At 35.6% G+C, this 14,582-nt stretch carries 13 protein-coding genes, 5 pseudogenes and 1 other annotated feature; of the genes and pseudogenes, 8 read left to right on the top strand and 10 right to left on the bottom strand.

All coding sequences use genetic code 11. From position 1 onward, the window contains the following. Positions 1–88, top strand: a pseudogene (locus tag AC13CK_RS04980) (IS6 family transposase); the annotation flags it as partial. A gap of 512 nt (positions 89–600) precedes the next feature. Then, a pseudogene (locus AC13CK_RS04975) lies at positions 601–1,170 on the top strand (type I restriction endonuclease subunit R, EcoR124 family); the annotation flags it as partial. 83 nt (positions 1,171–1,253) lie between these two features. Here AC13CK_RS04975 and AC13CK_RS04970 read toward each other — a convergent pair. Then, complete coding sequence (locus tag AC13CK_RS04970; RefSeq protein ID WP_004676219.1) at positions 1,254–1,478, bottom strand: helix-turn-helix transcriptional regulator; 225 nt, start codon at positions 1,476–1,478, stop codon at positions 1,254–1,256. A 149-nt stretch (positions 1,479–1,627) separates the two neighbouring features. Between AC13CK_RS04970 and AC13CK_RS04965 the strand changes: the two genes are divergently transcribed. Together AC13CK_RS04965 and AC13CK_RS04960 are read left to right on the top strand one after the other, a co-directional pair. Then, complete coding sequence (locus AC13CK_RS04965) at positions 1,628–1,873, top strand: hypothetical protein (protein WP_034171689.1); 246 nt, start codon at positions 1,628–1,630, stop codon at positions 1,871–1,873. A gap of 108 nt (positions 1,874–1,981) precedes the next feature. Then, a pseudogene (locus tag AC13CK_RS04960) lies at positions 1,982–2,107 on the top strand (IS6 family transposase); the annotation flags it as partial. Positions 2,108–2,490: 383 nt separating this feature from the next. Here the strand turns inward: AC13CK_RS04960 and repM are convergent. Further along, positions 2,491–3,438, bottom strand: coding sequence for a replication initiation protein RepM (repM, locus tag AC13CK_RS04955; protein ID WP_201773389.1), 948 nt, complete (start codon positions 3,436–3,438; stop codon positions 2,491–2,493). Positions 3,439–3,787: 349 nt separating this feature from the next. Here repM and AC13CK_RS04950 point away from each other — a divergent pair, with 349 nt between their 5' ends. Continuing rightward, entirely contained in the window at positions 3,788–4,426 is a 639-nt protein-coding gene (locus tag AC13CK_RS04950) for an AAA family ATPase (RefSeq protein ID WP_034171687.1), read from the top strand. Positions 4,427–4,428: 2 nt separating this feature from the next. Then, positions 4,429–4,728 carry a hypothetical protein gene (locus AC13CK_RS04945; protein ID WP_034171686.1) on the top strand — a complete coding sequence of 100 codons (300 nt, stop codon included), beginning with the start codon at positions 4,429–4,431 and terminating at the stop codon, positions 4,726–4,728. Positions 4,729–4,818: 90 nt separating this feature from the next. On the opposite strand, the pseudogene AC13CK_RS04940 reads toward AC13CK_RS04945, so the two are convergent. The 4 genes and pseudogenes from AC13CK_RS04940 to AC13CK_RS04925 form a co-directional block, all read right to left on the bottom strand. Beyond that, positions 4,819–5,473 (bottom strand): annotated as a pseudogene (locus tag AC13CK_RS04940) (DDE-type integrase/transposase/recombinase); the annotation flags it as partial. A gap of 11 nt (positions 5,474–5,484) precedes the next feature. After that, positions 5,485–5,694: pseudogene (locus AC13CK_RS04935) on the bottom strand (transposase); the annotation flags it as partial. Positions 5,695–6,392: 698 nt separating this feature from the next. Then, on the bottom strand, positions 6,393–9,251 hold the full coding sequence (locus AC13CK_RS04930; RefSeq protein WP_034171685.1) for a relaxase/mobilization nuclease domain-containing protein: 2,859 nt from the start codon (positions 9,249–9,251) through the stop codon (positions 6,393–6,395). Positions 9,252–9,253: 2 nt separating this feature from the next. Then, entirely contained in the window at positions 9,254–9,571 is a 318-nt protein-coding gene (locus AC13CK_RS04925) for a plasmid mobilization protein (RefSeq protein WP_034171684.1), read from the bottom strand. 271 nt (positions 9,572–9,842) lie between these two features. Between AC13CK_RS04925 and AC13CK_RS04920 the strand changes: the two genes are divergently transcribed. After that, the gene (locus tag AC13CK_RS04920; RefSeq protein ID WP_034171683.1) at positions 9,843–10,217 is read left to right on the top strand and encodes a hypothetical protein; all 375 of its coding nucleotides are present in this window, start codon (positions 9,843–9,845) and stop codon (positions 10,215–10,217) included. A gap of 27 nt (positions 10,218–10,244) precedes the next feature. On the opposite strand, the gene AC13CK_RS04915 is transcribed toward AC13CK_RS04920, so the two are convergent. Then, complete coding sequence (locus AC13CK_RS04915) at positions 10,245–11,540, bottom strand: Y-family DNA polymerase (RefSeq protein WP_034171682.1); 1,296 nt, start codon at positions 11,538–11,540, stop codon at positions 10,245–10,247. 21 nt (positions 11,541–11,561) lie between these two features. Then, positions 11,562–12,140 carry a LexA family protein gene (locus AC13CK_RS04910; protein WP_034171681.1) on the bottom strand — a complete coding sequence of 193 codons (579 nt, stop codon included), beginning with the start codon at positions 12,138–12,140 and terminating at the stop codon, positions 11,562–11,564. A gap of 306 nt (positions 12,141–12,446) precedes the next feature. On the opposite strand from AC13CK_RS04910, the gene AC13CK_RS04905 reads away from it, so the two are divergent. Next, a protein-coding gene (locus AC13CK_RS04905) for an IS3 family transposase (RefSeq protein ID WP_204470743.1) occupies positions 12,447–13,666 on the top strand; the annotation gives its coding sequence in 2 pieces (ribosomal slippage) (positions 12,447–12,723 and positions 12,723–13,666; 1,221 coding nt in all). After that, positions 12,722–12,838: a sequence feature (AL1L pseudoknot), on the top strand. Its footprint overlaps the gene before it by 117 nt. A 225-nt stretch (positions 13,667–13,891) precedes the next feature. On the opposite strand, the gene AC13CK_RS04900 is transcribed toward AC13CK_RS04905, so the two are convergent. Continuing rightward, on the bottom strand, positions 13,892–14,251 hold the full coding sequence (locus AC13CK_RS04900; RefSeq protein WP_034171706.1) for a hypothetical protein: 360 nt from the start codon (positions 14,249–14,251) through the stop codon (positions 13,892–13,894). A 208-nt stretch (positions 14,252–14,459) separates the two neighbouring features. After that, positions 14,460–14,582, bottom strand: a 123-nt coding sequence (locus AC13CK_RS04895; protein WP_482830859.1) for an IS3 family transposase, incomplete at its 5' end; no start/stop codon positions are given.

Below are 14,582 nucleotides of genomic sequence, written 5' to 3'. Positions count from 1 at the left end.
TGCACTACGTAAAGGACAAGCATCGTCATTTTATTATGGTCAGCCTCAAGGTGAAGTGTGTCTAATCAACAGGGTTTTCGGTCTCTAAGCACTTTTAAAAAGGAACTTCATCGACTCAAATCTCTATTTGCAACAGTGCCCTAATTTGCCTAACAGATTGGTATATATCACAATTTTATTATTTATATAATTTATATAAAATAAGCAAAAAAAATTTCACTACAAGGAAATCATGAGAAAAAAGATCACCTATCTAGCTGGGGCTATGACCATAGTTTTACTAATAGCGGTGATTAAACATGAAAATGAAGTAAAGGGGGATGAACAATTTAGATATTTAGATTCCATAGCATCTAAGCAACCTTAGTAAAATTGCACTTATATTTAGAAATACTAGATCATATAAAAACCATTATTTAACATAAAATCTCTTATTCGAAATTTATCGCATCGCATGTAATTCCAAAGTAAATAGTATTATATTTCAAAAATTTATACTATAAGAAATAGGGGCGTAAACCCGAAAAGCTGATGCGGATCAATGCCCAATTGGAAAACTTTGTCGAGTATGACTAGGACGATACCAATTTAAATAAGGCAGAATTCCAGAAACATACCTCACAATACAAATATCTGTACAACAACGTCCGTGTGGTCCAGCCTAAAGACAAAGTATCGATCCTCAATGATGTCAATTTCCAACTGGAACTGATCCACCGCGATACCGTGAATGTCGGTTATATCCTGAATTTACTGCAATCGGTGGTCAATCATAAAGATCCAGAAAAGAAACAACAGTATCGTTCCCAAGTGCAAGATATCATCTCGACCAACCACAACTTGTATGACAAACAAGAGCTGATTCAAAAGTTTCTGGATGAAAACATTCCACGCATGGCCGATGGTCAAAGCGTTGAACAAGCCTTTGTTCAGTTTTGGGATGTGGAGAAAGAAAAGGCACTGAATGAGCTGTGTCAAAAAGAAGCCATCAAACCTGAAGTCTTCAAAACGGTGCTCAGCCAATATGAATACACCCAGCGTCTACCTAGCCGGGAAGATGTCAAAGACTTACCGATTGCTCGCCCTAAGATCTCAAAACGTAAGACCATGATGAATACCCTGGTTCTCAAAACTCGAAACTTTATTGAAAAGTTCTATCGAGGCTTATAAGTCCCTGAAACAAAAAATGCCTGAACTTCAGGCATTTTTTACGTCATCACTAACAGCTTAAAACAATCAAAAAAACTAGAGTCTTAGTCTTTTGAATACGACTTAATTTTTTCGAAAATAGGGTAAAAGTCTACACCCTCATCTTTCATGCTAGAAAGCAAATAAACCAGAACAGCAATATGAGTAGGTACTTTTCCGATCTTTTTATAGTTAGTTATGGAATTTGGGTTCATGTCCAATAATGTTGCAAATTCCTTAATTGAAAGACCTGCTTTCCCCATAAGTCTTTGAAATTCTTCGTACGGCATCGTGATAAATACAATCTGTTTGGATTAGAAGTATAACACAGACCATAAAATTACAAAAATCACATAAATTATGTGACAAACACATTTTTTATGTGTTATAAATAGCTTATCAATTAATCTATTTATCATCTCTATAGGAGAAACATACTATGTACTCATACCCGGATTCAAACACTGAAAAGAAAATTGCTCTCATGATTATCAATGACTTTTTCATTCAAAAAGCCCATGAACTGTGGATTTTTTTACAACTCGATCAGTGCTTTAACGATTATGAAGCCACACTGATTTGGACTAGACGTTATTTAGAGAAGCATCCTGAGTGTGAGTACAGCGATATTCAAAAAGCTTTCCGTTCTTGTTTCCCTGAAAATTTCTTCAGCTTTGACTATTAATTGATGAATCGTCTTTCCTCTTTTGTAGCAGTTGAAATTAGAGTAAACGCTATAAAAGAGGAAAAATTGGCAGTGTTGTAAATAGCTTTTCAGCTAAAGGTTCAATAGATGAATCACTTCCATAGTCGGCATCATCTTTGGGGCGAAATCATTCTTTGGGCTGTGCGCTGGTATTGTAAGTATGGCAGTATAGAAAGAGTTTTACATCACATCACTCTCTTCAGGATTACACAAGTTCATAAGTTGCGTAAGTTATGTAACTTTATAATTTAATATTCCTGGCAGATTAATCCCAGGCAGTTCTTCTCATTAGATGGATCCTTAGTTTTCAGCACTGCACTTCCATATATGGACAAATCCCTGACAAGCATGACCGGGAGAGGTTTCCATCTCATCACTCTCTTCAGGATTACATAAGTTCATAAGTTGCGTAAGTTATGTAACTTTATAATTTAATATTCCTTATAGATCAGCTGCTAACCGTTCATGTAATAGCCTTCCAATTAAAATGGACACTTCTCAATAAAGACCAAATTATAGAATTAGGGTTACCAAGACAGACTAAATTTTTTTCTATAGGTTAGTAGTGTTCAAAATAAGAATTTCTATTATTCAGGTTATGATAACTTTTCTGATTTATATTTTTCTTTATAGCCCACTTTTAACAAATCAGGATAATACTTTTTTACCTTTTCAGGGTCGAGAAGTTCAAGTGAAATCCTTTCTTTAAACGCTTCGATCTCTTCACCTACATTGGCATATTTTCCCCCGAATTCGGGATATTTGATAAGGTCACACAATTTTTGAGCGAAAAATATAGATTGTTTTGGTGTCAACTGATATGTCGGTTCCAGTACCTTATCACTAACAATTAAGGAAGCTTTTTGATTAAAAGAAAATTCGATATGTGTAATTGTTCTTCCTTCTTTTTTCTGCTCATAACTTACGTCGATATCAGTAAGTTTATTAATTTGATCTATGGCAACCGTCAATACACGCTTTTTAAAATCGCCCATGGTTTTATATTCATTTTCAAGTAAACCTAACTTATCACGCAATTCAACCATACTAATATATAGCTTGCCTTTGCTACGCCATCTAATCAAAAGTTCATACAGCCGTATAGCGTATACGCTAGATAATTGAGAAATTTGCTTTAATTCATAACGGGTAAATTTTTCTTCAAGTTTTACAAAAAGCTGTAAAATATCAGGAGCAAAAATTAGTTGAGCGCATGCAGCTTCTTTAACATAGCCAACTTTTGATACCCAACGGCTTTTGTAGACCGCTGGCTTACCTGTAACAGGATCTATGGCCTTATAGGTGAGTCTACGTTCAAACAAGTTATCACACGCTCCCTGAAGAGCCTCATAGGCCGCTTGACGACCCAAATTAAAGTGCTTCATGTATTCAGATGCATGTATTGTTAGCAAGGTATCCGATGTAAGCTCTTTTTCAATTTCCCTAGCTGCAATAATCGCAACTAAAATTAAGCGTTGTTCAGACAAAGTCAACGCATAAGATGCTTCAATCAAGTTATTATCTTTATAAATTAGATTTGCCATATTGTGATTAGAGAAACAAATATCATTAATGGACATTAACACTTAATGACCATTAATGGAAGATCTATTTATGCCAGGAAAACGTCCATTTATATCAGGAAAACGTCCATTTAAATAAAGGAAAATGTCCACTTATTGTCAGGAAAACGTCCATATAAATCCTCTGAGAATTAGACTACATAAGGCATACAAAGGTCCTATAAATATAAATTTAAAAATATATATAAAATTAAAAAAGAGCATTACTTGTGGATAACTTTATTTTTTAACTTTATTTTTCACAATAGTTGATTCAGGAGATTGAAACTTGTACATTGTTTTTAACAAAATTACGTAACTTACATAACTTATGATTATTTTAGTAGGTGGTGAAAAAGGCGGAGCTGGTAAAAGCTGCCTTGCCCAAAACTTAGCGGTTTATTTACAAAAAAAGAATAGAGATGTTCTTCTTCTAGATGCAGATCCTCAAGGTACAACTACTGACTGGATTAAAGAGCGTGATGAGAATGAGGATTTAAAGAATATTCCATCTGTACAAGCTTCAGGCAATATTCGTCAAGTTTTAAAAGATTTATCAAAAAGATATGAAGATATTATCATTGATGCTGGTGGGCAAGATTCGGAAGCATTGCGTTCTGCTATGACTATAGCAACACATATGCTATTGCCTTTTAGGCCTAAACGTAGAGATCTAAAGACTTTGGATCATATGGAGCAAGTATTAAAACTGGCGCGAGCAGTGAATCCAGATTTGAATGCAAGAGCAATCATTACACAATGCCCAACATTACCGTCACAAGTACAGCGAATTCTAGATGCTAAAGAAGCCTGTATATCGTTCGGAATAAAAGCCTTAGACCAAATTACGACAAATCGAAATGTTTATGATGATGCAGATGAAAATGGCCTATCTGTTTTTGAAGTAACAAGTGATTTTAAAGCAAAAGCAGAAATTGAAGGGATAGCTCAAGAGTTTTTAGGAGTATAACTATGGCAGGTCTTAGCGGTTTAAAAAAGAAAACTGACGAGCTTTCAGATCAGGATAAACTGGTTGAAAATTTCATATCTGGAGCTGATAAAAGAGTTAAGGATCTAGAAGTTTCACAAAAGAAATTCGTTCGTTGTACCTTTTCTTTAAACCAAGAATTAAGTGAATTAATTGATGAGCTAATTATCAAAAGTAATAACGCTCGTGTTAACAGATCTAGTATTGTAAGAATAGCTTTAGAGTCACTGGCAGAGCAGAATTTAGAAGATTTTAAGCAGCTGATTGATAAAAGTTTTAAATAAAATAGGGGGGGATAAAGTGGAAAGTGGTCTATTCAGTTAAATCCGTGGGTAATCCTCCCATAAATAAATAACCGAAGTTAAAAGTAGAGGTTAAGCAGCCATTAAAGATAACTTTCCTTTGTTAGCTTGGTGTGGTCTTTCATGATTGTAATGCCACAGCCAATCAGTTACGTAATCCTAAACTTCTTCCAATGTATCAAACAAATGCTTGCTCAGCCAACTATAGTTGATTATAAAATTGAGTAGCACAGTAAAATCCTTATGAAATGGTATCTTACGAAAATATTTGGGTGCTATACCTTTTAGAATTCAGCTATATAACGTATGGTCCGATTATAGCGTTCAATATACGCATTCTGCTGTGGTTTACCCGGTTGAATATATTCAATACGAATACCGTGCTCAGTAGCCCAGCGCACAAATTCGTGACTGATAAATTCGGGACCATTATCGCATCGGATCACTAATGGTTTTCTCTCTACTCCAGCAATTGATTCAACGTACGAATAATCCTGATTGTGGGCAATGAGAACCCTGACTCAATGGCTAGGCCTTGGCGGCGGTAATCATCAATCACATTCAATAATCGAAACTTGCGACCATCGGAAAGCTGATCATGTATAAAATCTAATGACCAAACCTGATTTTCTCGGATTGGTTCTTTCAATGGTTCAGGTGCATGCCGTTTTAGTCTTCTTCTCAGTTTAATACGCAGATTCAGTGCCAACTCACAGTAAATGCGGTAAGCTAAAGCCAGAGTGGTGAGCGATCATTCCCTAGTTTACCATCAATTAAGCGAATCCATTTGGATACAAGATTTGTATTCAATCCATGTTGCAAAGCGACCGAAGCAATTGAAACGTCCGGGGCCTTACAAGCCTGAACGATCTGCTGTTTAAATTCAGCACTGTATGTTCTTCGTTTTTTCGCAAGAGATTCGATGGATGTCTGATTATTTGTAGTGATAAATTTAAGTCCCTACTTGTTTTTAAGTGGGGACTTAAATTAAGGCTTATAGGATGAATTCATAAGGTGTGTTCAGCGGACTTCTTACAAAAGAAATAACGAAAAAATAGTTAAATTAACTTTTCAGTATTAATTTGACTAATTTTAATTGCTATTGAATAAAATTCGATTTAAATACAATTTTTTAGTGATTAAGTCTAACCCAGATATTTCTTTTTTTAAATCACATTTAAAAGTAATAATTTTTTCCCCGTGGTCTACAGTGTAGCTAAAAATTAAACCATTATGTACTTTATAGTATTTATTACCGATATACTTGTATCCAAAAAAATGAAATGAAAGAACGGAGTCACAAAATATTTCTAACATCTTAGAATTATTTATATTAATAAAAGAGACAGTAAAGCTATCCGATGAATTGTGAACCAATTTATGAAGAATATTAAGAAGAAATGTATTGTATAGTTGCGAAGATTTCACTATTTAACCTTATTTAAAGCACACGAAAAACACGTAAAAAACGAGTTATCCTTTCATGTCTTTAAATAAGAGTGACTTTCTCCCGCTAGCCTTAATTCTAGCTAACCAACTAGTCTGTTATAAAACTAGGGGGCTATTGATTTTATAACTCAATAAAGATGAAAAATCTAGTTTTTTTTAGAAAATTATTCATTCTTCCTGAATTCTATTTAAGAGTATTAGAAACCAAAATCAAGGCTATCATTTGTATGGTTTAGACTCTTAGAATTTTTGTCTAATGTTGTAGATTTCTCTTTATTGATGAGGTCTGTTTGATCTTCTATAGTTGGTGATGTTGGAGGAGAATTAGGAATAACAGTCTTGTACTCATTTATTTGGTGCACAATATTGTGATCTATCTTGTCGGTCGCTGAGCTTTCAACTTGACGATCTATTACTAATGGGTGGTCAAATTCGATTCTTATATTTGTTGCACGTGCAATTTCTTGCACCTGTCTTTTAAAGTCATCTGTACCGGACACCCATACAACCCCAAATTTATCTCTAGCCAATAACAAGGCATCGTGAATATGGTCACGCTTTTGGCTGACTACGGTAATATCTAAAGTATTTTTGCTTTCAAAAAAAGCGACTTTCTCTTGATCGATATAAAATGTTTCTCCAAATTTGTATTCGATACGATATTTTTTAATAGGGTAGGCTGACTGTAAAATTTGATCAGAATCTTTCAAGGTTTCTTTTGGCCTTGTGAAGATATTATTCCGCTCTAATTCCTGTTGTTTGCGCAGTTTAACTTTTCGACTGTATTCATAAAACTCAAACATCTGTAAGTAATCAAGTTCAGATAAAGATTCTGTCTGTTGATATGATTCGTTCACTTTATTTTTAGGTATAAGTGCGAGGTCTCTTAAATGTTGCGAAGCATCGTTAGTTGTAACAAGGCTATGGCAATTTTCGTTGATCATAGGCTGATGCTCTAAAGAAAAATATAATTGCCAGGTTTGCTCGATGTCATTTGAGTTGAAATATTGTTTATTTAATTTTGAGGCTTGTGTATAGATCAGGTTATGCAGCCTTTGTATCAAGATACTCTGATCTTCTTGATTAAGCTGAGGCAATTGATGCTTTTGAATACCTGCTGCTAAATTAGATTTGAGCTGGCTCATATTGATGCCACAACAATTCAGTAGTAAACCAGTTTTGATCAGCGCTGTACTTTGGCATTCGCCTGTTGTCTTAAAATGTTGATAGAGTTGTCGAAATCCAGCTTCGAGTTGCTCCGAGGATAATTTTGATAGAGCGGGGAGAGTTCTACTTTTGTTTGTATCTTGAATTTCGTTTGATCTATGTTGGGAAAGCATTTCGAATAAGTTTTTAAAATCTGATGATCCTCGAACTGATACTTGATGCTCAGGATGTAAATTCTTTATACATTGCTCTAACCGGGTGATTGAATAATTACTAAAGATAAGAATCCCATATCTATTCTGAATGCCAATGGGCTCTTTAGGATCATTCGAATCAAACAAAATTTTAGCAGTCTTGATTTCTGGATTTTCTTGATAAATAAAATTTTTAGACTGACGTTGATCGAATAGAAATTGTTGTTGTATCAATAGGGGATTGGTGGGTGAGATAAATCTTAAAAAATCAGCATAAGAGGTAATTTGGGTTGAATCAAAGTTTCTAGACAAAAAATTTTGATCAAATAGCTTTTCAGAAGTCTGTTGGCTTAAATTTTGATTTTGGATAAGAAACACGTTCCTGATTTTGGCTCTGGTTGTCAGTTGTTCTGTATGATGTTGATAATGTAATAGAGTATAAATCGTATCAGAAGCCTGTTCTGGAAATTTTTTCTGAAGTTGTTTTAAAAAAGAAGATTTATTGTATTTATAAATTTCATTCTCGAAATTGATATCCTGGTACTTGGATCGACGATTCTGACTATAAACATCTTTAGTTGATTTCATCTTGAGATAAGCGTCATGAAGCTCCTTAACCAAAAAGTCTTTATTCTGGAATAAATGATAAGCAGAGATCTTTGAGGATTCATGTGGAGTGTGCTGAGCTGTCGTATTCAATTTGGGCTGATAGATTTTGATCTGATCAGCGTGATGAGGTGTAAACTCCCCCCAACGGTTTTCCAAATTCTTTAAAGTGACTTGTTTATTGCAAAATAACGATGCCTTAAATGTTAGTGACTCCTGATCATGGGGCCTTATCGTAAAAATACTACCGCTACGCTTACGTTCATACGAAATTCCTGAAGATGCTAATTGTTGATGCCAGTCTTGCCAACTAGTTGCCTCTTTTAGAATGGGCTGAATGATTGTTTCAAGCTCATCTTGATAGTTGCTTGCAACAGACATTTCCTTGCTCAATCGACTCTTTTGTTGATGTCGATGTTCTTGATCACGAATCTTTGCACTGATTTTCAATGCATCGGGATTTGATATGTGATTGATGTTTTTTTCACATTCTCCAGTTTTACTGTTATAGATAAAGAGGGGATTTGGTTCAGGGTCCCAACCCTGTTTTGCCTCAATTTCTGCAACAGCTCGATGTACTGCATTCAAGATCCAACCATCTCCTAGATCCACCGCTTGATGTTCATTATGATTGTTTTTTCTGTAGGGATGGATTCGGTTAATGATCAAATGGAAGTGTACATTGTCTGTATCCATGTGCAATGCATACTGCATTTGTAAGTCATCTGCTTTGAGATGTTTACTTAAAATATCGATTTGTTCTTCTAATTGTTGGGTCGTTGGGACTTCAAATTTTTTAAAACTTCCGACGATATGAACAATTGGGTCATCCACCCTTGTATTCAAACTGGCAGTTTGTGACATTTCAATTTTTTGATACTCAATATTTTCATCCAGAAAGTTACGTGAGTTCGAGTAAACACATTTTTCAGAAATGAGCTCATGACTAAAGCTAGCGTGCAACTGAGTAATATAGTCACTGAGGTAGTCGATACGCGTTTGATTTGGATTATGTATATAGTCTGATAAACCGTTGATACGATTTTCAACAGAAGTGCCTAAGGTGTTTGGAATTACTTTAATAATCATGTCTAACGTACCTGGTCATTTAGTCGACGCACAATGATTTTCAACTCATGAACGAGCTCTGTAAGGTCACATAATTCTTCGGGGATCAAATCTTTATCTTGGAGTTCAATCAATATTTTTGGGAGAATAATGCCAAGTGTTCTAATCGTATGAATATCACGTTGATCGATTAATTGACTGTAGTCATCACTTAAAATTTTTTTACGTATATAGTCAGATTGATTGAGCTGTAATGCCTTGCAGGCAAGATTGATATCTTGATGTTCATCTGCAGTTAAACGAACAATGATCTGCTTATTTCTTGATGCTTTAACTTTCATTTTTTTCTACTGTATACAAATTGAGACCGAGCAACGCGAGCTCGAGATTTGACATGGATGATGTGATATACATCATCCCATCCTGTATTTATTGGCTGTCAGTGAATGAATTAAAGTTAATGAAAATAATGGTTGATTTATATTTTTTTATTATCGCGAAATATGACTTTTTTCAGTAATTTAAGAATCCAAAAATGGTCATGTTTTGCCATTTCTGTAATGAAGTATATTCAGAATAATTGGCTTCTAGATTTATTTTTGAGGAAAAAACATGATACAAGACCAGAATATTTTACACCTTGATATTCAAAATCCAGACAATATTAATTCTGACTCCTCAACAGAAAATACTTCTGAAACTGTATCGACAAAAGAAGAAAAGCATTCAAAAAATGTTGAGAAAAATCAAAAAATATATAGCAAAAATGATTCTAAAAACTTTGAAAATATTCTTCTTTGTTATATAAAAGAATTGAATGAAAAGACCATTACACAGAATCAATTGCTTACTCAGCATAAGAAAACTTTACTTCAACTCTTTGGTCTTGGTGCAACAACCGGAGAAGTACTAGACTTTCTAAAAAGAAACAATTTTGTGGGTATTACTGAGGAAGCTTTAAAAGAGTTTTTAAAGAAGAAAAAATAAATTATGGTGTGAAGTAATCACTAAAAATTACTTTACACAAAGCAATTGATCCCATCGAAAGTAGTTCTGGCTCAGTTGATTACGAGACATATTCCAGCTTCTATTTGGTAACCTGCTTGCACCCAGAGCAAGCTTGGTTTTTCCAAACTTATGATGGATTTCTTCAAGTGAATCCATCAGGTTATTGCCTGCGGTTATTTGTTTCATGTCTATAAACAGGTCGTAAGTGTGGTTAACTTTGGGCTCTAGACAAGTCAATATTACGCCGCACTTTTTGAAGCCTACATCTTTCTGATATAAGTCATCTATCATTTTTGTGGCAATCTTACACAACATTAAAACGTTATCAGTTGGTTCTGGCAAAGTAAGTGCTGCAGATTTGCTGTAATAAGGTTTATGTGTTTCAAATGGATTGGATTGTACAAAACCAATCATGTAACCACACAACATCTTCTCACCTCTTAAGCGGGCAACTGCATCTTGGACGTAGAGACTCATAGCCTCTTTTAGATCATCAATATGATAAATCCTTTGGCCAAATGAACGACTTGCGACAATTTGCTTTCGAGGAGCTTGCGTATGTTCTAACTCAATACAAGAGACACCATGTAATTCAAGTAATGTTCTGTGCATAACAATGGAAAATTGATCCCTGATCATGAAAGGGAAGGCCATTGCAAAATCCAGCACAGAATAAATATTAAGACTATTTAGTTTCTTTGTATGTTTGCTACCGACACCCCAAATTTCACCTACCTCTATCGTTTCATATAAGCTTTCTATAGCACAATAATCCATGGCAACCAGGTTACACACACCATTGAAGTAGGTGTTCTTTTTTGCAATGTGATTTGCCATTTTGGCTTCAGTTTTAGTTCTGCCTAAGCCAATACATACTGGTAAACCGAGCCAGGTAAAAATACGCTGACGAATCGTCTGTGCATAATCAGTCAAATCATACTTCTTGGCATAAGCAGTCAAGTCCAAGAAGCATTCATCAATCGAATAGACCTCTTGTTCTTCAGGAGTTACAAAGTCAGACAGGACCTTCATGAATCTGCGAGACATTTCTGCATATAAAGCATAGTTGCTTGAGAGCACTTGGACCTTATGCTGCTCTACAATGTCCTTAATTTGAAAAAGGGGAACTCCCATCTTGATACCTAAGTCTTTGGCCTCCTGTGAGCGTGCCACAGCACAACCATCATTGTTAGAGAGGACAATCACAGGTTTGTTATTTAAACTTGGGTTAAAGATACGTTCGCAACTGACATAACAGTTGTTGATATCTACCAAAGCAAAGATCTTGTTTGTATATGCCATATGATGAAACCAAGAGAATAGTTACTTACGTTTCCTGAAGGGTTTGATGACGTAAGTCACTACTCCCCAAATCACCATCTCCTGGCCATCTCTGAGGTAAATATTGGAACAATCAGGATTCTCAGCTTTAAGCCAGCGATAGTTACCTTCAATCATCAAGCGCTTAACAGTAAACTCATTGTCGATCAGAGCGATAACGATGTCTTCATGTTTGGCTTCAAGACTACGATCAACGACAAGTTCATCATCAATTTCAATACCAGCATCTCTCATGGAAAGAGAAGCTACTTTTACAATGAATGTCGCTGCCTCATTACTAATGAGGTGTTCATTCATATCTAATGTCTTGTCGACAAAATCTTGGGCAGGAGAAGGGAAACCGGCAGCAACCTTCTCGGCCGCTAAAGGAATTTGCATATAAGTAGATGACTGTACAGGCGTGATTAAATCGATATCATTAAGGCATTGGCTCTCTGCTTTATTTAGATAATTTTTAATCTCTACGATCTTGGATAAAGGCACTCTTACTGTTTTGGTAGGCTCATTGTATTTAAGTTTTCTACCCGCACCTTCTCTGATTCCCCCACGCTTGTTGTTCATGACTCATTCACTATTTGGTTTTGTGACGAAATCAAATAGTAAACTTTCTTTTGTTAGGAAAACAATAGAATCTGGATAAACGGTTAATATAAAAAGTATAAATTTAGGGAGATTTCTAGCTCTTTCGATTTAATTCTTTACATGTGGACTGCACACAAAATAGCTATGAATGAACATTAGATGAATTTAGATCCTGTAGTAAAACAGCTTTTGATGGAAACTTAGAAATTTTCAAATGATCTGTATTTATGATTTATGAACCGTACCGGGTTTGTCGGAGAGTCAATATTCTGAGAGACTATCCCGATGACAAAATTAAAATATACCCCTGAAATCAGAGAAAGAGCGGTTCAATTATTGATTGAATCCGAGAAAGATTATCCATCGAATTGGGCTGCAATCACAGCAATTGCTCCTAAAATTGGCTGTACTCCTGAAACACTACGTGTTTGGTATCAAAAATACTTAGATCAACAAAATCCAGTTAAAGCACAGCAGCTTTCAGACCAAGAACGTATCAAACAACTGGAACGCGAAAATAAAGAACTGCAACGTGCTAACGAAATTCTACGTAAAGCAGCGGCTTTTTTCGCCCAGGCGGAGCTCGACCGCCCACACAAATAATGGTGGATTTTATCCATAACAATAAGGCGTTATATGGTGTTGATGCGATTTGTAGGATTTTACCGATCGCTGCTTCAACCTATTACCGGACTTTAGATCTCGCGGACAATCCAGAACATCGAGCGAAACGGGATCTGCATGACCTTCATCATGCTGAACAAATTAAACGAATTTGGAAGGAAAGTTCAGGTCGGTATGGTGTGCGTAAGGTCTGGCAACAACTGAAATGTGAAGGCTATGTGATTGCACGTTGTACAGTTGCTCGATTGATGCAAAAGCTAGGTATACAAGGTGTTTGGCGTGGTAAGAATAAACAAACCACCCGTAACCGAGATGACCAAAAACGGGCAGATGATTTAGTGAAACGTAATTTTAATGCTGATCATCCAAACCAACTATGGGTGGGTGACTTTACGTATATTCAAACTCATTCAGGCTGGGTATATACCGCATTTGTTATTGACGTATTCTCACGAGCAATTGTTGGATGGAAAGTATCTACACGGATGAATACAGATATGGTGCTCGATGCATTGGAGCAAGCATTGCATGATCGAGGCATGCCAAAGAATGTGATTCATCATTCAGATAGAGGTGTGCAATATCTTTCCATTCGCTATACCAATCGTTTAGAAGCAGCAAATTTACGAGCATCAGTCGGTACGACTGGTGATTCATACGATAATGCTTTGGCTGAAACGGTGAATGGCTTATACAAAACAGAGGTGATTGAATATCTAAAAGCAGATTGGCAAGGTTTAGCAGATGTACAACTTGCGACACTAAACTGGGTAGATTGGTTCAATAAAAAGCGTGTACACAATGCACTGGGTTATGTATCGCCTTTTGAGTTTGAAGCAATGTACTATGATAAGATTAACCCGTTAGGTCAGGTGGCCTAACTTAAATAAAAAAGTCTCCGACAAACCCGGTACGGTTCATTACATAATCCCTTTTAATGCTTCTACAGGATCTGAGTCCATATATGAAAGGGAGGGATGCTCAAGGCAATAACCTGCATACTTTAGGGCTTTTTCCGACCATATTATCTGATAGCTATACTGCTTTTGTTTACAAGTAACTCTTGGTATTTTTTTAAATCAATAATTTATAAAACAATCAGTATTTCAACATGGAAAAGCTTCTACGGCCTTAAGTACAGAAATCAGTCCGTTCATACTTTCCATCTGTTCTATAGGAACTCCTCCAGTTAATAGGTTAGGTGAATTGAGAAAATGATGCATCCATTTAATATCACCACCATTCAGGCTATAAACAGCTCTGTAAATCCGAATTACGATTATTGCTATTTCCCCTGATTGAGAATTTGGATCTAAGGTTTGTAATTCAGAAAATTTACCGTCAATACCTTCCAGATGCAGAATTCTTAAAAATTGCTCTGGCTTTAGTCCAAGCTGTTCAGCAGCTTTCCATGCCGCTTTAGCCAAAACTCTGGACCTATCTATCTGTTGTGAAAGTGGACTCATGATCGTGTCCTTAATATAAGAAAACGTTTGTTTGACATTACATTAAAATTAGGAATATGCCTAAATTTTATTCTATCAGCCAGTTTTTATTATTCCAAAATTGAAATTCCTAGATGGCAAGTTAAATAAGAACATTAAGCTGATGATAGGTATATAAAGCCTAGAGCCTATATCTAGGCTTTATAAAGTGTGAATAGCCACCAAAATTCTAGACACACCTAACCATCTTTTGATGGGCCTTTTCATAATCTAATGGAGAACGCTGACCATTGGAACCATGTCTGCGTTTTGAATTGTAGAACATCTCAATATATTCAAAGATATCAGACCT

The organism is Acinetobacter sp. L-24 (genome assembly GCF_056857555.1).
Note: the sequence above shows the minus strand (reverse complement) of the source record. Positions and strands in the feature narration are given on the sequence as shown.

Bases quoted from the DNA above. Each gene is read 5' to 3' on its own strand.
- AC13CK_RS04945 (WP_034171686.1), top strand. From the start codon at position 4,429: ATGGCAGGTCTTAGCGGTTTAAAAAAGAAAACTGACGAGCTTTCAGAT.
- AC13CK_RS04950 (WP_034171687.1), top strand. From the start codon at position 3,788: ATGATTATTTTAGTAGGTGGTGAAAAAGGCGGAGCTGGTAAAAGCTGC.
- repM (WP_201773389.1), bottom strand. From the start codon at position 3,438: ATGGCAAATCTAATTTATAAAGATAATAACTTGATTGAAGCATCTTAT.
- AC13CK_RS04930 (WP_034171685.1), bottom strand. From the start codon at position 9,251: ATGATTATTAAAGTAATTCCAAACACCTTAGGCACTTCTGTTGAAAAT.
- AC13CK_RS04920 (WP_034171683.1), top strand. From the start codon at position 9,843: ATGATACAAGACCAGAATATTTTACACCTTGATATTCAAAATCCAGAC.
- AC13CK_RS04900 (WP_034171706.1), bottom strand. From the start codon at position 14,251: ATGAGTCCACTTTCACAACAGATAGATAGGTCCAGAGTTTTGGCTAAA.
- AC13CK_RS04925 (WP_034171684.1), bottom strand. From the start codon at position 9,571: ATGAAAGTTAAAGCATCAAGAAATAAGCAGATCATTGTTCGTTTAACT.
- AC13CK_RS04965 (WP_034171689.1), top strand. From the start codon at position 1,628: ATGTACTCATACCCGGATTCAAACACTGAAAAGAAAATTGCTCTCATG.
- AC13CK_RS04915 (WP_034171682.1), bottom strand. From the start codon at position 11,540: ATGGCATATACAAACAAGATCTTTGCTTTGGTAGATATCAACAACTGT.
- AC13CK_RS04910 (WP_034171681.1), bottom strand. From the start codon at position 12,140: ATGAACAACAAGCGTGGGGGAATCAGAGAAGGTGCGGGTAGAAAACTT.
- AC13CK_RS04970 (WP_004676219.1), bottom strand. From the start codon at position 1,478: ATGCCGTACGAAGAATTTCAAAGACTTATGGGGAAAGCAGGTCTTTCA.